Below are 20,591 nucleotides of genomic sequence, written 5' to 3' on the forward strand. Positions count from 1 at the left end.
TCAGAGCGCGAAAGGCAAAACATCCCGCCGGAAAAAGGCAGACCACCACGCCAGAGCTTCCTACAGTGCGCAAGCCGGATCCCCGGCACACCGGCCCGGCCGGTCACCTGCCGCCACATGTGCGCGCTGAACAGGGAGTTGCCATGTCCACTGTGGTCCTCGACGACGTGAGCACACGCTACGTGCGCTCGCAGCTCGCCCGTATGCGACGCGTCGACCTCGTGATCACGATCGTGTTCTGGACCGCGCACTGCTTCCTGTGGCTCGTGATGATCGCCGCCGCGGCGGACGCCGTGAGGCAGTTCCTCCAGCATCACAGTGGGATGGCGGTCGCTGCCGGAACCATCACCGGCGGTGCCTGCTTCGCCGTGCGGTGGTCCCACCGCGTATGGTCGCGCCGCCGGAGCCGGCTGCTGCCCCCGCCCGCCCTGCCGCCCACCCTGACAAACTAACCGGACGTGCCCGCCGTACGGCGGGCACACCACCGGAGTGATTCCGCTCTCTGGATGGAGCCGGGTACGCCTCGGCCAATGCGTCCGCGGCCTGTCAGACGCGGGCCCGGGTGAGGTCCGAGCGCAGCGGTGGCGAGCGGAGGTGCTGTGGTGCCCGGGGGCGGGCGCCCGGGCTTTCGGCCGTCGGCTCCGAACGCTCGCAGGATTCCCCTTTGTGGCTCCAGAACAAGCCTTCGATCGCTTCCCGGTCCGCACGGAGGCTGACTTGTCGGTCAGTGCATCGGGCAACAGGTTGCCGACGTCTGCGGCCTGAATGGATGGCCGTCTGAATACGCAGGGTCAACAGGTGTTATCCGTCATTTTCCACCCCTGCCCTTCTCCTGGGCCTTCCCTGCAAGGCGGCTCTGAACGGGAATTGCAGAGCCTGCATGTATGTGCATGGCGTGAGGGCAGTGGGTGAGGGATGCGACAGCCGGAGTCGGTGGTCGAACCGGGCTCGGGAGCTGCGAAGGTAGGGGCATGACTGTAGAGCGTAGGAACAACGTCACTGTGACCGGGAACCCGCAGGGGCCGGCCGTGGTGCTGGCTCATGGATTCGGTTGTGACCAGAACATGTGGCGTCTCACGGTGCCTGCCCTGGCGAATGATTACCGTGTGGTCCTATTTGATTACGTAGGGTCGGGGGCGTCGGATTTGGCGGCTTTCTCGGTGGAACGCTACGGCACCTTGGGAGGGTATGCACAGGATGTAGTGGACGTATGCGAAGAATTCGATCTGCGCAATGCTACGTTCGTGGGCCATTCCGTCAGTGCGATGATCGGCGTGCTGACAGCTGAGGCGGCTCCGGAGAGAATCGGGGCGCTGGTCATGGTCGCGCCTTCTCCGCGCTACATCGACGATGAGGACTACCGGGGCGGCTTCAGCGCCGAGGACATCGACGAGCTCCTGGCGTCTCTGGAGTCGAACTACCTGGGGTGGTCGGCCGCAATGGCGCCGGTGATCATGGGGAACGCCGATCGGCCTGAGCTCGGTGAGGAACTGACGAACAGCTTCTGCGCCACCGACCCGGATATGGCGCAGGTGTTCGCGCGGGCCACATTCCTGTCCGACTCCCGGACCGACCTCAAGGGCGTGAGCGTGCCGACACTTGTGTTGGAGTGCACCCACGACGTTATCGCCCCGCGGGAGGTCGGCGCCTACGTCCACCAGGCGATTCCCGGTTCGTCGCTCGTCACCCTCAACGCCACGGGACACTGCCCGCACCTCTCGGCGCCGGAAGCCACCAACGAAGCCATCACCGCGTTCCTGAGGAGTCTGCGGTGATGTGCCGCTCCGGACAGCAGCCCGGTCCCCACGACACCGGCTCCGAGAAGAACACGGAAGCGGCATTCGCCGCGCTGCTGGAGGACAGCGCCGAGGAACTCTACGAGAGCGCACCGTGCGGATACCTGTCCACCCTGATGGATGGCACCATCGCAAAGATCAATACCACCCTGCTGGATTGGCTCGGTCTGGAGCGCGAGGCAGTGGTGGGCCGGATGCGGTTCACCGACTTCCTGACCATCGGCGGCAAGCTGTACCACGAAACACACTTCGCGCCTCTGCTGCAGATGCAGGGCAAGATCAGCGGCATAGCCCTGGACATCAAGCAGGCCGACGGCGGACGGGCACCGGTGCTGGTCTCTTCCGTCGTCAAGCATGGCGCCAACGGAGAACCGCTGCTCATCCGCACGACCGTCTTCGACGCCCGTGACCGTCGTGCTTACGAGGTCGAACTCCTACGCGCCCGCAAGGCGGCCGAGGAAGCCCGCAAGGAGGCAGAGACCCACCGGCATCGGCTCCAGGACGCACTGGCCGTGCTCCAGCAGTCGCTGCTACCCACCACGCTGCCCCTCGTGCCGGGAGTGGAGGCGAGCGCCCACTACCGCACCGCCTCCCCCGACCGCCTCGGCGGAGACTTCTACGACCTCTTCCCTATTGAGGGCAAACGCTTCGGCTTCTTCCTCGGCGACGTGTGCGGAAAGGGTCCCCAGGCGGCCGCCGTCACCTCTCTCACCCGCTACACCCTGCGCGCAGCGGCCCTGCACCACCCCGATCCGGTCTCCGCCCTGACCACCCTCAACACGGTGCTCCACGAGAGCTACACCGGCGGCGACCCCCGCTACTGCACAGCCCTGTTCGGCACCCTGGAACCCGACCTCTCCACCGGCCACACCTTCGTGTGCCTTGCCTCCGGCGGCCACCCCCCTGCCCTCGTCCTGCGGGCCGACGGCACAGCCGACTTCCTGCCGACCCCCGGCGGACTACTTGTCGGCATCCTTCCCGATGCACCCTTCACCACCGCCACCACCACGCTCGCGCCCGGAGACACGTTGTTGCTCTACACCGACGGCCTCACCGAAGCGCGCACCGGCGCCGATCGCACGGCATTGTTCGGTGAAGAGGCCCTCCGCACCTTCGCCACCGGCTACGCGGGCAAGCCACCGCACGCAGTCATCGAGGCCCTCAGCCACCTGCTGGACGACTTCGGCGAGGGACTCGACGACGACACAGCCCTCCTCGCCCTTGGCGTACCGGCTACCGGATCCCAGCCGAAGAGCACCGCATGATCCCGCTCACGATCACCACTCGAAGCACATCCAACGGCCCCGTTCTGGAGATCACCGGCGACCTCGACTACGAAACCGTCAGTCAACTGCGACACCGCCTCACCACCCTTGCCCTGCAGCCGGGCCAGCTCCTGGTCCTCGACCTGGGGGGCATGACCTTCTGCGACTCCAGCGGCATCGCCACCTTTCTCGCCGCCCGCAACCACGCCCACGCCGCCCAAGCCGACATAGCCCTTACGACCCTCCCTGACCACACCCTGCGCGTCCTGCGTATCGTCGGCCTCGACCAGGTCTTCCGCCTCCGGCCGACCAGCGAAGCCGACCGCGAGGGTCGGACGCCCCCCGGCGCCGTTACCGCAGATCAGCCCTGAGTCAGGCCACGGCACGTCGTGACGATCACCACCACTCCGATGCCCCCGACCCCGAGCAGCGGACTGGAGCCGAAGCCCTGATGCGGGGCTGGCGCGAGACCGAGCTCATGGGTGGAGAAGCGGAGCAATCCACAGCCGTCGTGCGGCCGATACCGGAGGGGCACATGCTTGTTCGCGCTCTGGAGGCTCCGATGAGGGACCAGCCGCTACTGCCGACACGGTCGGGCAGCAGCTGGTGCCCGGAGGCCGGCGTCGCTTGCCCTCAACGCCCTGGTAGGGGAACGAGCGGTTCGGTGATTGCGGGGGTGGCGGGCGCTACGGCGCCGGCTCCTGCGTAAGGGGGACGACTGATCCATCAGGGGGGGACTATCGGGGCGTCGAGCGTCAGCGGTCCCAATGGCCCGGACCTGTCGCGAGACTGCGGTGGACGCTTCCGTGTTGGGCAGGCAGGCATGCGGAGCAACCTGGCGTGTGGATCCCGTGATCACCCCAAGCTCGCGGGACGGACTGAAGAAGTCCGCCGTACGCGCCACGACGAGACGTAACCCGTTTTGGTGCAGAAGCAGCTGCATCATGGGACCTAGCCATCGGAGGCAGCGTGAATCACCATAGGCCTGAGGAAGAGCGCCATTCAACGCTGCGAAAGGCGATCCGGCGGATTGGCGCAGCGTACGCCCCGCAAGAGGACCGCCGGCTCGGTGGCCATCTCGGCGCCTTGGCCGCATACGGTGCGTACACGATTGCCTGGGGCGCGGTGATCAAGCAGCGGAAGCCGCGTCTGCCGGCGCGCCACGAACCGTGGGACCTCGTGATGACGGCCGCGAGTGTATTCCGGCTGAGCCGACTGTTGAGCAAGGGCTCCGTTACCAGCCCACTCAGAACACCGTTCACACAATACGAGTCTGCGACGGGCCCGGCCGAGGTCAGCGAGAGTCCCCGCGGAGGGGCCATCAGGTCGACTGTGGGTGAACTGATGACTTGCCCCTTCTGCCTCAGTGTCTGGCTGACGACCACCCTGACCGGAGCCCACCTGCTGTGGCCGCGTGCCACGCGGACTGTGACCGGTGGACTGACCGTCCTCGCGATCTCCGACACGCTCCAACTGGGGTACGACTGTCTGCTGCAGAAGAATAGTGAGACGTGAAACGCGCATCCTCCGGCCGCAGTGTGGGCCGGACCGAGACCGCGGGCCGCAGGAGCTGCCGAATCTTGGCGGGGGCAAGGTTTGGCGGTGCGGATCTTCTGTCGCCGGCGTGCTGCCCGCACTTGGACGGGCTGGCACATGTGTAGGAAGGCGTCGGCGTTTCCGCGCTGGCCGGCGGACGCGACGTGCTGTTGCGCGAGGCCGAGAGTACACAGGCGCTGCTGAGAGTGACCAGTCGCAGCACAGGCCCAGGATCGTGCGGAACGGCGGTGTGCCTTACGCGTCTCGACTCCGGCTGTCCACCTCTTGCGTATGGCTCCCTGCTTCCTAAGGGCGTCGACGGCGATGCGGGCAGCTGTGCCGATCACGGCGTCGGCGGCGGGCAGGGCCGCAGCGGTGCTGACCGTACGGAGGCCTGGGCATCGGGCGGCCACCCGAACACGACCTGCGCCGGATCATGGACGCCATCCTCTACGTCGACCGGATCGGGATCCCATGGCGATACCTGCCACACGACTTCGCACTGCGGAAGAGCTCGCGGACAAGCTGGAGAAGTACGCCCGCTTCTACCACCGCAAGGTGAAAGACACCGCAGGCAAGGCGCAGCCGATGTGGCGCACCCGCTGGAACACCCCACCCAGGACGTGGGGCGGCAACCCGTACCCACCGGTGCTCCTGGTGTTCAACCCGCTCGGCGCCCGCAACCCCGAACGCACGGACGATACAGTCAGCGGCCCTGCCCGATCTTCAGCCCGGAAAGACGAAGCCGGACTCGTATGCCGCGATGACCGCCTGGGTGCGGTCCCGTGCGCCAACTTTCGCCAGTACGGAGCTGACGTGCGACTTGACGGTTTCGGTCCCCACGACCAGGCGCGCGGCGATCTCTGCGTTCGACAGGCCTCGCGCCATGAGACGCAGCACCTCCCCTTCGCGCTCGGTCAGTGCGGCACGTTCCATGGCGGCCCGGGCGGCGGTATTGCCGTGGTCCCGGCCGTAGGAGGAAGCCATCTGCCGCACCGCCGCCGGGAACAGAAGGGAGTCGCCCTCGGCCACCAGCCGTACGGCGTGCACGATCTCCGCCGGTCGTGCCCGCTTGAGTAGGAAGCCGTCGGCTCCCGCGCGCAGCGCCCCGTACACGTACTCGTCGTTCTCGAAGGTCGTCACCACCACGATCTTCGGCGGGTCCGCTACGGTGCGCAGCACCGTCCGCGTGGCCTCGATGCCGTCCATCAGCGGCATACGTACGTCCATGACGATGACGTTGGGGCGCAGTTGCCGTACCAAGGGGATCACGGCGGCCCCATCGGCGGCCTCGCCAACCACTTCGATGTCCGGCTGAGCCCCCAGCACGGCGCGCAGTCCGGCCCGTACGAGCGGCTCGTCGTCGACCAGGAGAACGGTGAGCGGCATCCGGTCAGCCTAGATCAACTACAGCGGCAGATCGACGTGCAGCAGCCAGTGGCCGCCGTGCTGTCCCGCCCGGGCCTTGCCCCCGAGCAGCGCGGCACGCTCACGGATCCCGCGCAGCCCTCTGCCACCACCCGTGCTGGCAACCGTTGCCGGATCGGGCGCCGGATTGCGCACCTCAAGCCGCAGCCGCGTTGCCTCGACGGTGATGCGCACGCCGATGCGGACAGGGCCGGCGTGCCGCAGCACGTTGGTGAGCGCTTCCTGAAGCATCCGGTAGGCCTCGCGGGAGACCGGTCCCGGAAGGTGCTCCAACGGCCCGGTCACTTCAGCTTCGACCTGCGCACCCGAGGACCGCGCGGAATCCAGCAGGCGGCCCGCCTCGTCGAGAGCCGGACGTGCGCCGGCCGGCTGGCCTGTATCGCGCAGTACGAGCAGGACACGGTCCAAATCCTCCAGCGCGGCCCGTCCCGTCTCCTCGATGGCCTCCAGCGCCCGGTCGGTGAAATCCGGGTCACCTGCCGCCCGGGCGGCGCCCGCCTGCACTACCGCCAAGGTCAGCGCGTGACCGAGAGTGTCGTGCAGCTCCCGTGCAATTTCGTTGCGTTCCAGCAGCCGCTCGGTACGCTTCTCCAACTCGGCCAGCCGCTCCGTGACCGACGGCCCAAGCAGCCGGCGCGCGGCCTGGGCCATGAGCGCTCCCGCCCCCGCGGCCACCATGACCAGCACCAGCACGGGCAGCGGTGCCAGCAAGACATACACCCAGCCCGCGCCCGAAACGTTCAGCAGCGGGTTGGCGAGGCCCGGCTCCCCGGCGGCCGCCCCGGCAAGCGACAGCGCGAGTGTCAGCAAGGTGTTGGTCACCAGTGCGAGGGCAAGCCCTGTTTCCAGACGCAGGATCAGCCAGGCACCGGTTCTCGCCCGGTCGGTCCACGAGGCGGAGAAAATGGTGGAGACGCCAGGGTCCTCGTCATGCCTCACGCGGGCGTGCGGCCCGGGAAACAACATCAGCCGCGCCTGCAGCCCCTCCGCATGACGGACCGAGGGCACCATGCCGGCGGCCAGAGCCAGGGGGATGGGAAGGACCGCGACCAGCAACAAGTGGTGCGGTGACGGGTTGCTCAGCCCCGGATAGACCGTGGCGCAGGCGAACGGCACGATCGCACCCACCAGCATGTGCAGCCAGCGGGTGTAGGTCACCGCACGTGTCAGCGGCAGCAGGAGGCCAGGCATACCGACATCGTGACAGAGCAGCAGGGATCGCCGTCTCCCCCGTGCGGGGGAGACGTGCCCCCCGGGCGGGGGATGCCTGCCCGCGCTTGCCCGACCACGCTGAGGCCATGACCAGCATCGACGTAAAAGAACTCACCAAGGAGTACCGCGGTACCCGGGCTGTCGACCGTCTGACGTGCAGCATCGAACCGGGCCGGGTCACCGGGTTCCTCGGGCCCAACGGTGCCGGCAAGTCCACCACCATGCGCCTCGTCCTCGGCCTGGACCGCCCCACCTCCGGCACCACCACGGTCGGCGGCCACCCCTATGCGACGCTGCGCGAACCCCTGCGCACCGTCGGCTCCCTACTGGACGCGCAGGCCGCCCACGGTTCCCGAACCGCACGGGACCATCTACGCTTCCTCGCCGTCAGCAACCGCCTCCCGGCACGCCGCGTGGACGACGTCCTTCAGAACACCGGTCTCACCGCTGTCGCACACCGCCGTATCAAAACCTTCTCGCTCGGCATGCGCCAGCGGCTCGGCATCGCCGCCGCACTCCTCGGGGATCCACCCGTGCTCATGCTGGACGAGCCCACCAACGGCCTCGACCCGGAAGGGATCATCTGGATCCGCCACTTGCTGCGCCGGCTCGCCCGCGAAGGCCGCACAGTCCTGGTCTCCAGCCACCTGATGAACGAGACCGCAGCCTTCGCCGACCATCTCGTCATCCTCGGCAAGGGACGACTCCTCGCCGACATCCCGACACAGGACTTCATCGAACAGCACAGCCACCCACGCGTACGCGTACGCACCAGTGCCCCCAGCCGACTGCGGGCCGCACTGCTGGCTCAGGGACACACAGTCGCGCAAGACGATGACGGCCGATGGATCGTCGACGGCGCCACAGCCGAACAGATCGGAGCCGCAGCAGCCCGCGAGAGCATCCCCGTCCTCGAACTCACCGACGAACGTGCCTCCCTGGAGCAGGCATACCTCGCTCTCACGGCCGCCGACGCGGAATTCGCCGCCGAGGCCCCCGCGTTTCCGACCCCGCAGGAGGCCTGACCATGTCCGTCCCCGCGGTACTCCACTCCGAGTGGATCAAAATCAGGTCGGTCCGGGCGAGCTTCGGATCACTCCTCGCGGTCTTCGCCGCCACGCTGGCCATCACCCTGCTCGTGTACGCCACCGTAGGCCGCGCGGAGGCGGAAAACGGCGAGGATCCCGTCTTCGGAGCCTTCTACGCGATCAACTTCGCGCAGATCGCCGCGATCGCCTTCGGGGCCACAGCTGTCTCCTCCGAGTACACGAGCGGTGCCCTACAGATCTCCCTGTCGGCGTTGCCACGCCGGGGTCTCTTCTACGCGGCCAAGACGGCAATCGTGGCCACCGCCGCCCTCGCCGTAGGAATCGCCACCGCGTTCGCCGCCTTCTTCGCGGGCCAGGCGTTCCTAGGAAGCTACGCGATCGGCCTCGGTGAGCCGGGCGCCCTGCGGGCCTGCATCGGCGGGGGGATCTACCTCGCTCTGATGGCCTTGTTCGCTACAGGACTCACTTTCCTGCTGCGCAGCGCCACCGCAGTGCTCAGCCTGCTCATCCCCTTCATCCTGATCGTGTCCTTCGTGGTCGGAGGCATCGCCGAGGGCGCCGCGTCCTATCTTCCCGACCGTGCCGGACAGCAAGTTCTCCACCAGGACCCGGCAGGAGGCCTTGGCCCTTGGACAGGTCTCGCCGTGACTGCGCTGTGGGCGGCAGCCGCGCTCGTGGCCGGTTGGTGGGCAATGCACCGACGTGATGCCTGACAACGCGGCAACTGGCGCTCGCCCCGTGCCTGGGGCGGCGCCATGAACGACCACACGGGGGGCCAGGTCTGGCTTCGCCGTCTGGGCGGGAACGCATGCCGGCTGTTGACACCGGTGGCGACGAGAGGCTGCGGTGGCCTGAGCGAGGTGCGGCTCTGAGCAGCCGGCGAACTTGCACACGAAGCCGCAGCCCTCGTCGGATCGGTCCGCCATGATGCGTAGCTGGGTTTCAGCAGACCAGTGTGAGGGCACGGACCACAGCGCGAGCTGCCGCCATCCGCCAGTACCGGCGCTACGGGTCAACGGCGATTGCCTGTGCTGGATCAGCTGGTGGCAGTGGCATGGTAGAGGCCACTGCGTGGCGGGGCATCGCCACGCGCTACGACAAGACCCCGGGCAGTTACCTGGCCGGGCTCTACCTTCGCGCCTCGACGATCCGGATCAGGGACCTCGTGGGATTCCCTCCTTGACCGCCGCTGAGCGCGCGCTGCCCTCTGGTCGCCGTCCGCCGTCGAGACCGGATGCCTGTCTCGCCCCCCGAACGGGGGAGCCGCCTGCGCTCACATTCCGCCGGCGATCCTCATCACCGTGCCGGTGGCGTACGAGGCGTCGTCCGAGAGCAGCCAGGCGACCGCTCCAGCGATCTCCTCGGGCTGGCCGGCGCGGCCCATGGGGACGAGTGCCGCGATCTTGGCGGGGCGCTGCGGGTCGGCGTGGAAGTCGGTCCAGATCGTACCGGGGGCAACGCAGTTGACCCGGATGCCGTCGGCCGCCACCTCCTTGGACAGTCCGACCGTCATGGCGTCCACGGCGGCCTTCGCTGCCGCGTAGTGGACGTAGGTGCCGGGGCTGCCGAGGGTCGCGGCGGCGGAGGAGATGTTCACGATCGCCCCGCCCGCCGTCATATCGCCGATGGCCCGGCGGGCGCACAGCAGGTAGCCCAGGATGTTGACCTCCAGGGCCTGCCGCATCCCCTCCGGGTCGGCACTGGCCAGTGGTCCGACCGGCCCACTCACCCCGGCGTTGTTCACCAGTCCGGTGACCGGGCCGAGCTGCGCGGCAGCGGTGTCGAACAGACGGTCCACGTCCGCCGCGTCGGCGGTGTCGACCGCGACCGTGACGGCTGCCCGGCCCAGCGCGCGCACTCCTTCGGCCACGTTCTTGGCCGTCTCGGCGTCCGACCGGTAGCCGACGGCGACGTCGTGTCCCTCGGCCGCCAGCCGCAGGCAGATCGCCGCGCCGATGCCCCGGCTGCCACCGGTGACCACGGTCACCTGCTGCCGCTCTCCCTGTTCCACCATGTCCGCTCCTCTGAGCTGGATAAATAAATGATCGATGATCGATCAAACACCACTCTACTCACATGGGTTCCCCATCGATCCCCGCCCCAGCCCCCGAGGTGCGGCGTTTATGCAGGTGGTCGTGGTTATAGCGACCGGAAGGCGGCTTGTCCGGGCCGCCGTTTCCGGCCGACCCCACAGCGTCGGATGCTACGACTCGCTGAGCTCTCCCACTCGATTGGACAGTTACGTTGCGTGATGTAGGAGATCTGCCGATCCAGGCTGCAATGAGGGCGATTACCGCAGATTGATCACGACTCGATACGCGCCCTGGGCCGTGTATCGAAAGTGGATCTTGGGCTGTGGATGATCACGGTTCATGGCGCGCGGAGATCTCACGGACGAGCAGTGGGCGGTGCTGGCGCAGTTGTTGCCGGAGGGGAGGAAGCCGGGGCGGCCACCGGTCTGGTCCCGGCGGCAGTTGATCGAAGGCATACGGTTCCGGGTCCGGACCGGTGTGTCGTGGCGGGACGTGCCCGTCGAGTACGGGCCGTGGGGCCGGGTCTACGACCTGTTCCGCCGGTGGCAGCGGAACGGTACCTGGCAGCGGATTCTCACCCGGCTCCAGTCCCTGGCCGCCGCAAAGGGCACGATCGTGTGGGACCTGAGTGTCGACTCCACGGTGTGCCGCGCCCACCGGCACGCGGCCGGGGCCCGCAGACAGGGCGACTTGCAGAAGGAACCGCCAGGCGGCGTGTTCACCGAGCCCGGTGATCACGGGCTGGGACGTTCGCGCGGCGGGTTCACCACCAAGCTGCACCTGGCCGTCGAGCAGGGCCAAAAGCCCATGTCGATCGTGATCACGGCCGGGCAGCGCGGGGACTCGCCGCAGTTCGAACCAGTGCTGGAGAAAGTCCGCGTGCCCCGCATCGGGCCGGGCCGGCCACGCGTCCGCCCCGATCGCGTGCGGGCCGACAAGGCGTACGCCTCCCGCCAGAATCGCGCCTACCTGCGCCGCCGCGGGATCCGCTGCACCATCCCGGACAAGACCGACCAGGCGCGCAACCGGCGCAAGCTCGGCTCCTGCGGCGGTCGGCCGCCGAAGTTCGATAAGGCTGACCACCGTGAGCGTCATGCGGTCGAGTGCGGGATCAACCGCCTCAAGAGGCACCGCGCCGTCGCTACGCGATACGACAAACTCGCGGTCCGATACGAGGCGACCGTCCTTGTCGCGGCCATCAACGAGTGGCTGTGACGACTCAGACAGCGCGGTGCATGCACACCAACTGCTTTCGCTCCTCCCACGACTTGGTGACCGTGAAGCCGAGCCGTTCGTACAGGGCAATGGCATCGCTCCGCCATTCCCACACCGAGAGTCGGACGGTCTCCACTCCGTTCTCGGCGGCATGGGCGAACGCGGCGCCGAGCAGGGCGGAGGCGACGCCCCGGCCGCGGAAGCCAGGGTCGGTCCAGAGCCGTTTGATCTCCGACCGTCCCTCGGACGGGGAGGCCACCACCAGGCACCCGACGGCGGTGTCGCCCCGGAGAGCCACCAGTACGGCGTCGTCGGCGAACGCCGTCCACGGGTCGGTGATCTCCGCCCGGTACCGGTCTGGCAGATCGCTCGCCTCGGCAACCGCCTCCCCCTTCTCTGCTTCGGTCCGAAGGTGGTACGCCGCCAGCAACGCGGCCAAACCATCCTCAACCGAAGCGGTCTGACCCCGCCAGCGAACTACGACAACCTCGCGATGATCAGTCATGACGCCAGCATCACACGACAGGGACCATCCTCCCCAGCAGCTACGAAGAGCACTTCCGATACACGGCCTAAAGGGTGTTGCAGAAGGCTCGGTTCCGGGCATTTCCCTTGTATGGGTGGGGTGTTGCGGGCTGAGCCGGTGTGGGTCGAGACGTTCACAGGCTTGCGGATCGACCGGTTCGCGAAGCTCGTGAAAGTGGTGAAGGAGCGGGGCGGGAACGGTCCCGGTGGTGGCCGGCCGTGGTGCCTGCCTCTGGCAGACCGGGTCCTGCTGGTGGCCGTCTACTACCGCACCAACCTCACCATGCGGCAGCTCGCCCCGCTCTTCGGGATCTCCGCTGCCACCGTCTGCCGGGTCATCCACCGCCTGCGGCCGCTGCTGGCCCTGGAGGCGGCCCCGCGGCCGGTTGCTGACGTGGACCGGCTGTGGATCGTGGACGGAACCTTGATCCCGGTCCGCGACCGCAAGGTGGGCGCCTCGTCCCGCAACTACCGGTTCTCGGCGAACGTGCAGGTCATCATCGACGCGGACACCCGCCTGGTCATCGCCTCGGCCCGGCCCGCACCGGGCAACAAGGCCGACGCCCACGTCTGGCGGGAGTCGGGCCTGCCGGCCACCGCGGCCGGGACGACGGTGATCGCGGACGGCGCCTACCTCGGCACCGGCCTGATCGTCCCGCACCGCAAGAGAGCCGGACGCCCCCTCCTGCGCGGCCAGGAGGAAGACAACGCCGAACACCGGCGCGTCCGAGCCCGCGTCGAACACACCTTCGCCCGGATGAAGAACCGGAAGATCCTCCGCGACTGCCACCAGAAAGGAGACGGCCTCCACCACGCGGTCCAGGCCGTCGCCACCATGCACAACCTCGCCATGACACGGTGAAACAGCAGGTCAGCCCCCACTCCGACCTGCCCAAACCCGACCTTCTGCAACACCCTTTAGTGCTCTGACCGGAAACGATCACCGGCATGGGTGCTCGGTGCCCAACGCTGGGTCAGGGAACGATGATGAGGAGATGACCGCCAGCTCACGTGCTCTTTCGTTCAACTCGGCGCCCGCCCAGTATGAGGCGAGTCGTCCTTCGTATCCGCCCGCGCTTTTCGACGTCGTTGAGGAGTTCCTGAGCCGTTCGCTGGCGGGTGTCCGCGTCGCGGACGTCGGTGCGGGCACTGGAATTTTGACCAGGCTCCTGCGCGAGCGGGGTGCTGACGTGATCGCCGTCGAGCCTGGGGACGCGATGGCTGTCGAGTTTCGTCGGGTGCTCCCGGCTGTGCCGGTCGTCCGGGGTGACGGCAACGCCCTGCCGCTTGCCGATTCCTCGCACGACCTCATCACGTACGCGCAGTCATGGCAGTGGACCGATACCAGCCGTTCCGTCCCTGAGGCGCTGCGTGTTCTGCGCCCGGGCGGTGCGCTGGCAATCTGGTGGAACACCACCGCCTTCGACGTGCCGTGGATCCATGCCCAGCACGAGCGCATCGCGCATCACTGCGGAGTTCCCGCGCGTTCCGCGGTGCGTCCCGACGATAACGACGCCGTCCGGCTTTCGGGGCTGAGCGGACTGCAGGTCACGCGCCGACAGATCCGCTGGCAGCGCGAAGTCTCCCTCGACACGCACCTCGCCAATATCAGCAGTCGCTCGGCGTTCCTCGTCCTCGGCCAGGCCGCATGCCGTGCCTTTCTTGCCGAGGAGCGCAGCCGACTGCGGGGAGATTTCCCTGCTGAGGTGGTAGAAGAGATCTACGTCGTTGATCTGCTGGTAGCCGCTCGTCCGTGATGTCTACCTGTCCCTCAGGCTGCAGGGGCGATGGATCGGCCGCCCCAGCGGATGCCTTTCTCGCTGCGGATTCGGGCACGCTCTTTGCGCTGGGCGGCCAGGATGTCGAGGTGGCGGGCGTTGGCGTTGCGCCAGCGCAGATAGGCATGCAGTTCGCGGGTCTGGACGGTGTGGTTCGCATGGTGGGAGTTGGCAAGGGTGAACTGCCGCAGTGGCCCGAAGTGGGCCTCGATGGGGTTGGCCCAGGAGGCGTTGGTCGGGGTGAAGCACAGCTCGACTTCAGGGCGGCCAGGGAGTTCGCGGCGCCTTTGTGGCGGTGGTTGACGCCCCACAGGGTGTCGTCGCCGATCGAGTAGCAGCCGTGGGAGTAGGTGACGCCCTGGGTGCGGTGGTAGGTCGCCGGGGTGCGGTCGGGCCGGTTCTGCTTCGCCCAGCAGGACCCGGCGGTGGGGTGGATGCCCAGCGGATCGAACTCGTCGAAGGCGAATCGCGGTCGGGGAAGTGCTCCAGGACGTGTTCGATGCGGCCGAGCTTGGCGTCGCGCGCGGGGTCGGTGGACTCCTTCCAGGTCTTGGTGCGCTGGAAGGTGATGCCCTGGCGGGCGAGCAGGCAGCGCAGGGCTTCGCGGCCGATCCGGATCACCCGGCCGTGGACTTTGCGCAGGTAGGCGGCGAGTTTGCGTAACGATCAGCGGGTGAAGGGCTGGCCGAGCTTGCGCGGGCGGGTGGTAGCCGTCTGGATGACGAAGTCCTCGTCGTCATCGCTGAGCTGGCGGGGACGGCCTCCCGCCCACCGAGGGTCCAGCCAGGCCAGGCCGATCTCGTTGAACCGGTGGATCACGTGGCGGACGGTGTCCTCGTCCGCCTGGACCAGCTGGGCGATCACCGGCACGCGGTTCCCGCCGGCCGCGGCCAGCAGCATCATCGCCCGCCGATAGCGCACCGAACTGGTACTGCCCCGGCGCACGATCTGCTGCAGCCGCTGCCCCTCCTGATCGGTCAGCCTGCGGACTCGAACGGGCTCTGCCACCACACCTACCAGCGGTCGGAACCCATAGCGGTGCGCAGCTTCGGCTCTGTTCCCATGTCCAGTTCTGCTACCCATGCGCCTCTCCTGCGGTCAGAAGGTGCGGAATCCGACGAGACCGGCGAGCAGAGTGGTGCTGTGGTCAAAGAAGACGGTGTCGTTGTCGAACGCGCCGTGGAGGTGGCCGAAAAGTTCCATGCTAATGGTTCCGAAGAGTTGGGTGTAGGCGCTGACGGCGCGCATGAGCAGTGAGGGCGGGACATCGGGGAAGCCTGTTGCCTCGGCGAGGGTCGCGGCGTTCGCGGCAACCTCGTCCGACCAGGGTTCGTCGGCAGGTTGGGTGAGCTGTCCGGTGCGCCAGGCGTCGCACGCGATGCCCAGTAGCAACAGCGGGATCCTGGCGGCGGGGGTGATCGTGTCCTGGGGTGCCTGGTAGCCGGGCACAGTCGTGCCGTACAGCAGTGCGTACTGGTGGGGGTGGGCCAGCGCCCAGTCCCTTACGCCCCGGCACACTGCCAGCCAGCGCTCCCGGTGCACCTCCTTGGTAGCCGCCGCGGCGTCCAGGTGGTCGGCGAGGTCGCCGTAGGAGTCGATGATCAGAGCGGTGAGCAGTTGCTCCCGGCCGGGGAAGTAGCGGTAGAGCGCCGAGGGCACCATCCCGAGCTCACGGGCGACGGCCCGAAGCGTCAAGCCGGCGGAGCCATGCTCCGACAACTGACGGAATGCCTCGGCCTTGATGTCGTCGATCAGTGCTGCGCGGGCCCGCTGGCGGGCGTTGGGGATGGCTGCCATGCCTCCAGCATGCCACAGAACAAGAACGGCGATCTGAAACAAGAACAGTGTTCTTGACGGCTGAGCTGGAACGTGACTACTGTTCTCTAACGAGAGCACAAGTCACGCTCATGAATGGGGAGGGGCACCATGTTCCAGGAGATGCGCTACCGCGGACCGTCGCTCGACGAGCTCCACGAGAACTACGCCAAGCAGCACCGGATCGACGAGGCCGCGCCCATCCGCTCCACACACGAAGTGGTCATCAACGCACCGGTCGAGCGGGTATGGGCGCTGCTCGCCGACCCTGCCGGCTGGTCGGCGTTCGCCCCGGCCATCCATGACGTGCACATCGCCGGGGCCGGCACGGCGGCGGTGGACTCGCGGTTCACCTGGGTCAACGGGAAGGCGAAAATCGCCTCACGGTTCGCGGTTGTCGAACCGCTGCGCGAGATCACCTGGACCGGCACCGCGATGGGCTCACGCGCCGTCCACCGCCACCTCCTCGCACCGTGCGCGGACGGCACCACGCTCCTGCGCACCGAGGAGTCCATGGCCGGCACGCTGCTCGGCCTCGTCTACAACAAGGCGAAGCTGCATGCCGAGCTGACGCGCTGGCTCGATCTGGTCAAGACCGCCGCAGAGCAGTCCTGAGCACGACGACGCGGGGGAGGCGGCGGCGCTCGGTCTTGGTCATCTCGCCTGTGTATCGCGAGGGCGCTCACGAAGCCTTGCGCAGTGCCCCCAGGAGTTCGCGTTCGCGCTCAACGCTCAGGCCGGCCCGGCGGGGCCGATCCAGACCCTGCTCTCGTTCCCAGCGCAGGGTGTCCGCCAGCAGCTCCGTCCGAGGCCGGTGTCGAAGACCGGCCGCGCCGGCCGCAGCGCCGTTGCGGGCACTGAACCCGGCCCAGTCCGGGTCCGCCACCCACAGAGCGAGCGACTCCGGGCCCATGGCCTGGACTACCTTCTGGCCGAGCAGCCAATCGTCGTCCGGTGTGGCCGCCGATCTCCCTCGACAGCGCGGCCCACTCCCCAAAGGGCACGACCGGGCCGACCGCGTTGTACGTTCCGATGGTTCCCCTCTCCGCGCAGTCGAGCACCCACGCCGCGAGATCGGCGCCATGGTCGATCTCGTCCGCGACATCCGCGACGGCAAGTGCGACGTCTACCAGGTGGCCGCCCGCATCCGCACCTGGCGCATCTGACCACCCCGACCAGCGGCATCGCAGAACAACGCCATCGCGAAATGGGCGTGGCATGGCCGTGAGCGGCTGGGGCTCCTGCAGGTGAAGGAAGGTGCGATCGTGCTTCATGCGATGCACTGGCCCGACGAGGTCCGCAGCCCCGAGTCCCTCGCGCCGAAGCAGGTGGAGGTGGACGAGTCGGAGATCGAGCAGGCCGTCCAGCTCGCCGAGTCCATGACCACCGACGACATCGCCCAGTTCCGGGACCGCTACCGCGACGCCTGGTCTGCGACGACACCGCCGGCGCGGCGCGCGAGGTCGCCGAGATGGGCGACGCGCGGCACGCGGCACTCGCACCCCCCGCCGCGGCCGGGCTGCACGGTCTCGACGTCCTGCGCGCCGGCGTCGAGGACGACCCGGAGAACACCAGCGGTTCGTCGTCCTGTCCCGCACGCCCGCTCCCGCCCCGGACCCGGGGCAGCCGACCATGACGAGCCTGTTCTTCAGCGTGCGCAACATCCCGAGCGCGCTGCACAAGGCCCTCGGCGGCTTCGCCACCGGCGGCGTGAACCTCACCAGGATCGAGAGCTACCAGATCGGCGCGGGGCTGAACGCCAGCCGCTTTTACGTCGAGGCCGAGGGCCACCCCGACGAGCAGCGGGTCGCCCTGGCCCTGGAGGAACTGCGGTTCTTCTCCTCCGAGGTGCGCATCCTGGGCGTCTACCCGGCCCACCCCCACCGGCTGAGGGGCTGACCGGGTCCGCGAGAGCGGTTTGAGGGAGGGCCGCCGGCCCGCGCCCCGGGCTCAGAGGCGGCCGGCGTCGACCACGGCCTGGGCGAAGGCGGTGGGCGCCTCCTGCGGCAGGTTGTGGCCGATGTCCGCGATCGTGCGGTGCGCGTAGGGGCCGGTGAAGTGGAGGCGGTAGCCCGAACCGTCGCCCGGCGGCGGGGTGAAGGGGTCGAGCGCGGCGTCGAGGGTGACGGTGGGCACGTGGATGGCGGGCTGGGCGGCGAGCAGCTTCTCGTGGCGCGCGTACCGGGGGTCCGTGTCGACCAGGCCGATTCGCCAGCGGTAGTTGAAGAGCACGACGGCCGCGTAGTCCGGGTTCTTGAACGCCTCCGCCGTGCGGTGGTAAGTGGCGTCGTCGAAGTCCCAGTCGGGGGAGACCAGGGTCCACACGTAGCGGCACAGGGCGAGGCGGCTCTCCTCGACCTCCATGGCCGCCTTGCCGCGAGGGGTGGCGAAGTACCACTGGTACCACCAGGTGCGCTCGACGGCCGGGTCGGCGGGTGCGGCCTGCATCTTGCGGTCGGTGATGAGGTAGCCGCTGGTGGAGACCATGGAGGTGACCCGCTCCGGCCACAGGGCGGCGATGATGTCGGCGGTGCGTGAGCCCCAGTCGAATCCGGCCAGCGCGGCCTTCTCGATCTTCAGGGCGTCCATCAGGGCGATGACGTCCAGCGCGATGGCCGACTGCTCGGCCGTGCGCGGAGTGCGGTCGGACAGGAAAGTGGTGCTGCCGTGTCCGCGCAGGTACGGGACGATGACGCGATAGCCCAGGCCGGCGAGGAGCGGGGCGACGTCGACGTAGCTGTGGATGTCGTACGGCCAGCCGTGCAGCAGGATGACCACCGGGCCGTGGGCGGGACCGGCCTCGGCATAGCCGACGTTCAGAACGCCCGCCTTGACCTGCTTGATCTCGCCGAAGGACGTGTGGGTGCCCGGGGTGATCGCCGGGACGGTGGGAACCTGCGAGCCGCCGCCCGGCCGCCCGTGCGAGCTGGTGGAGGCGGACGCATCGGACCCCAGGCCCGACAGCGAGACCGCGGTCGCGCCGGCGCCCAGGCCGACGGCCTTGCTGAAAGTGCGCCTGTTGATCATGTCAAACCCTCCGTCATACGTGTACGTGCTCATACGTTGTCCGGCTCGCGCTGCCCGCGATGGCGCTCACACCTGCCGTACGGAAGTGCCGGGCCCCGAGGGCATGGCGACCCTCGCACAGAAGGTCGTCACCTGTCCAGCAGGTGACGACCTGCGCGTGGCGGGGTCGATGCGGCGGCGAGTCGCGCGATCCGGAGGGGGCTGGCAGGGGGTACCGGCGTGGGCCGAGTGTCGGGGGGGTGCCCCTATGTGTTTGGTCAAGGTCCGAGGCCAGTAGGTTCGTGTGGTCAGGGGCGGGCCGAGCGGTAGGGGTGTGCATGAGTGATAGCCAGGTGACGATCAAGCTCACGAGTGACGAGGCGCTGGTGCTGTCGCACTGGCTGGAGAAGCTCCAGATGACGGACCTCAGCCGCGTTGTCGACGATCCGGCGGTCTGGGCACCGATTCATCGAATCGCCGGAACCCTCGACAAGACCCTTCCCGAGTTGTTCGCGCCTGACTATGACCAGCGGCTTGAGGCCGCTCGTCAGCGGCTTCGGCCGGAGGGCTGATCGAGCGGTCTGGACTCCTCACCTGGCCGCAGCCGGTGGGGGCTCGTAGAAGGTTCCGTCACGGAGCATCGCGAACAGGACGTCGGCCCGGCGTCTGGCGAGGCAGAGCAGGGCCTGGGTGTGGTGCTTGCCCTGGGCGATCTTCTTGTCGTAGTAGGCCCGCGATGCCGGATCCCCCAGGGCTGCGAACGCGGACAGGAAGAAGGCCCGTTTGAGCTGCTTGTTTCCTCGCCGCGACGGCTGTTCGCCGCGGATCGATGAGCCTGAGCTTCGGGTCGCCGGGGCGAGACCGGCGTAGGCGGCGAGGTGGCCGGCGGTCGGGAAGGTGCTGCCGTCGCCGACCTCGATCAGGATCCGGGCTCCGGTCCTGACCCCGATGCCCGGCATCGACGTCAGGACCTTCGAAAGAGGGTGGTCCTCCAGAAGTTCCTCGATCCGCCCGGCCAACAGTTTCCGCTGGTCAAGCACGGCGGTGAGTGACCCGGCCAGGCTCGGGACGATCAAGGCGGCTGCTTCGGTCCCCGGAACGGTGACGGTCTGCTCGTCCAGCGCGGCGAAGATCTCATCGATGAGCCGCTCGGCCATCCGCGGCGCCTTCGGCCGCAGCAGCGTGACCAGCCGCCGCCTCCCCGCCTTGCGTATCTGGGCCGGAGACCCGAACCGTTCCAGCAGTGTCAGGACGGCCGGGTGCTGCAACCGCGGCCCCAACACCCGCTCCAGGGACGGGTGGATCTGGGTCAGCAGGCCGTGGAGCCGGTTCGCGACCCGAGTGGCCTCGCCGGCCAGGTCGTCGTCGAACCCCACGATCATCTCCAGCTCGGCGATCGTCTCGTCCTCGCCGCCGATCACCCGCAACGTGTGCGGCATCGCGCGGGCCGCGTCGGCGATGATGAACGCGTCCTTCGCATCGGTCTTCGCCTCGCCCGGGTAGAGGTCGGCGATCCGCCGCATCGTCAGTCCCGGGAGATAGGCGACCGGGCAGCCCATGTCCCGGGCGACCGCCAGCGGCAGGGCTCCGATCGAGGCCGGCTGGTCGACCACGACCAGCACTGTTCCGTGCTTGGCCTGCAGTTTCGCGAAGAGCTCGCGGAGCTTGGGCTCGGTGTTGGGCAGGCGCTTGTCGAACGCCTTCTTCCCGGCCGGAGTGACGGCGGTGGCGTGGTGTTCGCCCTTGCCGACGTCCAGGCCAAGGAAGACGTCGATGTCGCCGGTATCGATCACGTGCAGGCCCCTCCATCACGCTTGCGTCCGGCCTTGCCTCGGCACCGAGCTGCCACATCCACGTTACGGAGAGCTCTTCCGGCTCGGGTGAAGCCGGTGCTCAAGCCCCTCATCAGCGGTCCGTCGATGCCTCCGGGCCC

The 20,591-nt window shown here is 68.4% G+C and carries 19 protein-coding genes and 6 pseudogenes; 16 read left to right on the forward strand and 9 right to left on the reverse strand.

The window, feature by feature from the left end:
* The first annotated feature begins 143 nt into the window (after window positions 1–143).
* The 6 genes and pseudogenes from ABZ565_RS32015 to ABZ565_RS32040 all read left to right on the forward strand — a co-directional run.
* Complete coding sequence (locus ABZ565_RS32015) at window positions 144–452, forward strand: hypothetical protein (RefSeq protein ID WP_361034721.1); 309 nt, start codon at window positions 144–146, stop codon at window positions 450–452.
* A gap of 519 nt (window positions 453–971) precedes the next feature.
* Complete coding sequence (locus ABZ565_RS32020; RefSeq protein WP_361034724.1) at window positions 972–1,775, forward strand: alpha/beta hydrolase; 804 nt, start codon at window positions 972–974, stop codon at window positions 1,773–1,775.
* Window positions 1,775–3,061 carry a SpoIIE family protein phosphatase gene (locus ABZ565_RS32025; protein ID WP_361034727.1) on the forward strand — a complete coding sequence of 429 codons (1,287 nt, stop codon included), beginning with the start codon at window positions 1,775–1,777 and terminating at the stop codon, window positions 3,059–3,061. Before ABZ565_RS32020 ends, ABZ565_RS32025 begins: the two co-directional genes overlap by 1 nt.
* Complete coding sequence (locus ABZ565_RS32030) at window positions 3,058–3,432, forward strand: STAS domain-containing protein (RefSeq protein ID WP_361034730.1); 375 nt, start codon at window positions 3,058–3,060, stop codon at window positions 3,430–3,432. Before ABZ565_RS32025 ends, ABZ565_RS32030 begins: the two co-directional genes overlap by 4 nt.
* Before the next feature lie 811 nt (window positions 3,433–4,243).
* A complete protein-coding gene (locus ABZ565_RS32035) occupies window positions 4,244–4,576 on the forward strand; it encodes a DUF1360 domain-containing protein (RefSeq protein ID WP_361034783.1) in 333 nt (110 codons plus the stop codon).
* A 424-nt stretch (window positions 4,577–5,000) separates the two neighbouring features.
* Window positions 5,001–5,096: pseudogene (locus ABZ565_RS32040) on the forward strand (transposase); the annotation flags it as partial.
* A gap of 227 nt (window positions 5,097–5,323) precedes the next feature.
* Here ABZ565_RS32040 and ABZ565_RS32045 read toward each other — a convergent pair.
* A complete protein-coding gene (locus tag ABZ565_RS32045) occupies window positions 5,324–5,986 on the reverse strand; it encodes a response regulator transcription factor (protein WP_361034733.1) in 663 nt (220 codons plus the stop codon).
* A gap of 18 nt (window positions 5,987–6,004) precedes the next feature.
* Entirely contained in the window at window positions 6,005–7,216 is a 1,212-nt protein-coding gene (locus ABZ565_RS32050) for a histidine kinase (RefSeq protein ID WP_361034736.1), read from the reverse strand.
* 107 nt (window positions 7,217–7,323) lie between these two features.
* Between ABZ565_RS32050 and ABZ565_RS32055 the strand changes: the two genes are divergently transcribed.
* From ABZ565_RS32055 to ABZ565_RS32065, 3 genes and pseudogenes are all read left to right on the forward strand, one after another.
* Window positions 7,324–8,262, forward strand: coding sequence for an ATP-binding cassette domain-containing protein (locus ABZ565_RS32055; protein WP_361034739.1), 939 nt, complete (start codon window positions 7,324–7,326; stop codon window positions 8,260–8,262).
* A 2-nt stretch (window positions 8,263–8,264) separates the two neighbouring features.
* Window positions 8,265–8,999 (forward strand): ABC transporter permease, encoded by a 735-nt coding sequence (locus tag ABZ565_RS32060; RefSeq protein ID WP_361034742.1) that lies wholly within the window; start codon window positions 8,265–8,267, stop codon window positions 8,997–8,999.
* Window positions 9,000–9,340: 341 nt separating this feature from the next.
* Window positions 9,341–9,469: pseudogene (locus tag ABZ565_RS32065) on the forward strand (hypothetical protein); the annotation flags it as partial.
* Between the two features lie 90 nt (window positions 9,470–9,559).
* On the opposite strand, the gene ABZ565_RS32070 reads toward ABZ565_RS32065, so the two are convergent.
* Window positions 9,560–10,300 carry an SDR family oxidoreductase gene (locus ABZ565_RS32070; RefSeq protein ID WP_361034745.1) on the reverse strand — a complete coding sequence of 247 codons (741 nt, stop codon included), beginning with the start codon at window positions 10,298–10,300 and terminating at the stop codon, window positions 9,560–9,562.
* 358 nt (window positions 10,301–10,658) lie between these two features.
* Here ABZ565_RS32070 and ABZ565_RS32075 point away from each other — a divergent pair, with 358 nt between their 5' ends.
* Window positions 10,659–11,534 carry an IS5 family transposase gene (locus tag ABZ565_RS32075; RefSeq protein ID WP_361034747.1) on the forward strand — a complete coding sequence of 292 codons (876 nt, stop codon included), beginning with the start codon at window positions 10,659–10,661 and terminating at the stop codon, window positions 11,532–11,534.
* Window positions 11,535–11,538: 4 nt separating this feature from the next.
* Here ABZ565_RS32075 and ABZ565_RS32080 read toward each other — a convergent pair whose 3' ends face one another.
* Entirely contained in the window at window positions 11,539–12,039 is a 501-nt protein-coding gene (locus ABZ565_RS32080) for a GNAT family N-acetyltransferase (protein ID WP_361034750.1), read from the reverse strand.
* 111 nt (window positions 12,040–12,150) lie between these two features.
* Between ABZ565_RS32080 and ABZ565_RS32085 the strand changes: the two genes are divergently transcribed.
* On the forward strand, window positions 12,151–12,921 hold the full coding sequence (locus tag ABZ565_RS32085; protein ID WP_361034753.1) for a transposase: 771 nt from the start codon (window positions 12,151–12,153) through the stop codon (window positions 12,919–12,921).
* 133 nt (window positions 12,922–13,054) lie between these two features.
* Window positions 13,055–13,816, forward strand: a complete 762-nt coding sequence (locus ABZ565_RS32090; RefSeq protein WP_361034756.1) for a class I SAM-dependent methyltransferase — start codon at window positions 13,055–13,057, stop codon at window positions 13,814–13,816.
* A gap of 14 nt (window positions 13,817–13,830) precedes the next feature.
* On the opposite strand, the pseudogene ABZ565_RS32095 reads toward ABZ565_RS32090, so the two are convergent.
* Together ABZ565_RS32095 and ABZ565_RS32100 are read right to left on the reverse strand one after the other, a co-directional pair.
* Window positions 13,831–14,845 (reverse strand): annotated as a pseudogene (locus ABZ565_RS32095) (helix-turn-helix domain-containing protein).
* A 90-nt stretch (window positions 14,846–14,935) separates the two neighbouring features.
* Window positions 14,936–15,634: a TetR/AcrR family transcriptional regulator gene (locus ABZ565_RS32100; RefSeq protein ID WP_361034759.1), complete on the reverse strand. Its 699-nt coding sequence runs from the start codon at window positions 15,632–15,634 to the stop codon at window positions 14,936–14,938.
* A gap of 129 nt (window positions 15,635–15,763) precedes the next feature.
* On the opposite strand from ABZ565_RS32100, the gene ABZ565_RS32105 reads away from it, so the two are divergent.
* Window positions 15,764–16,267 (forward strand): SRPBCC family protein, encoded by a 504-nt coding sequence (locus ABZ565_RS32105; protein WP_361034762.1) that lies wholly within the window; start codon window positions 15,764–15,766, stop codon window positions 16,265–16,267.
* Window positions 16,268–16,334: 67 nt separating this feature from the next.
* Here the strand turns inward: ABZ565_RS32105 and ABZ565_RS32110 are convergent.
* Window positions 16,335–16,728: pseudogene (locus tag ABZ565_RS32110) on the reverse strand (oxidoreductase); the annotation flags it as partial.
* A 120-nt stretch (window positions 16,729–16,848) separates the two neighbouring features.
* Here ABZ565_RS32110 and ABZ565_RS32115 point away from each other — a divergent pair.
* Window positions 16,849–17,079 (forward strand): annotated as a pseudogene (locus tag ABZ565_RS32115) (Ku protein); the annotation flags it as partial.
* Window positions 17,079–17,551 (forward strand): annotated as a pseudogene (locus ABZ565_RS32120) (prephenate dehydratase domain-containing protein); the annotation flags it as partial. The pseudogenes ABZ565_RS32115 and ABZ565_RS32120, both read left to right, overlap by 1 nt.
* Before the next feature lie 51 nt (window positions 17,552–17,602).
* Here the strand turns inward: ABZ565_RS32120 and ABZ565_RS32125 are convergent.
* The gene (locus ABZ565_RS32125; protein ID WP_361034765.1) at window positions 17,603–18,679 is read right to left on the reverse strand and encodes an alpha/beta hydrolase; all 1,077 of its coding nucleotides are present in this window, start codon (window positions 18,677–18,679) and stop codon (window positions 17,603–17,605) included.
* A 317-nt stretch (window positions 18,680–18,996) separates the two neighbouring features.
* On the opposite strand from ABZ565_RS32125, the gene ABZ565_RS32130 reads away from it, so the two are divergent.
* Window positions 18,997–19,230: a hypothetical protein gene (locus tag ABZ565_RS32130; protein WP_361034768.1), complete on the forward strand. Its 234-nt coding sequence runs from the start codon at window positions 18,997–18,999 to the stop codon at window positions 19,228–19,230.
* A gap of 18 nt (window positions 19,231–19,248) precedes the next feature.
* Here ABZ565_RS32130 and ABZ565_RS32135 read toward each other — a convergent pair whose 3' ends face one another.
* Window positions 19,249–20,448 carry an IS110 family transposase gene (locus ABZ565_RS32135; protein WP_361034786.1) on the reverse strand — a complete coding sequence of 400 codons (1,200 nt, stop codon included), beginning with the start codon at window positions 20,446–20,448 and terminating at the stop codon, window positions 19,249–19,251.
* Window positions 20,449–20,591: the final 143 nt, after the last annotated feature.

This window comes from Streptomyces sp. NPDC016469, assembly GCF_040632905.1.
In the GTDB taxonomy this organism is placed as follows: Bacteria; Actinomycetota; Actinomycetes; order Streptomycetales; family Streptomycetaceae; genus Streptomyces.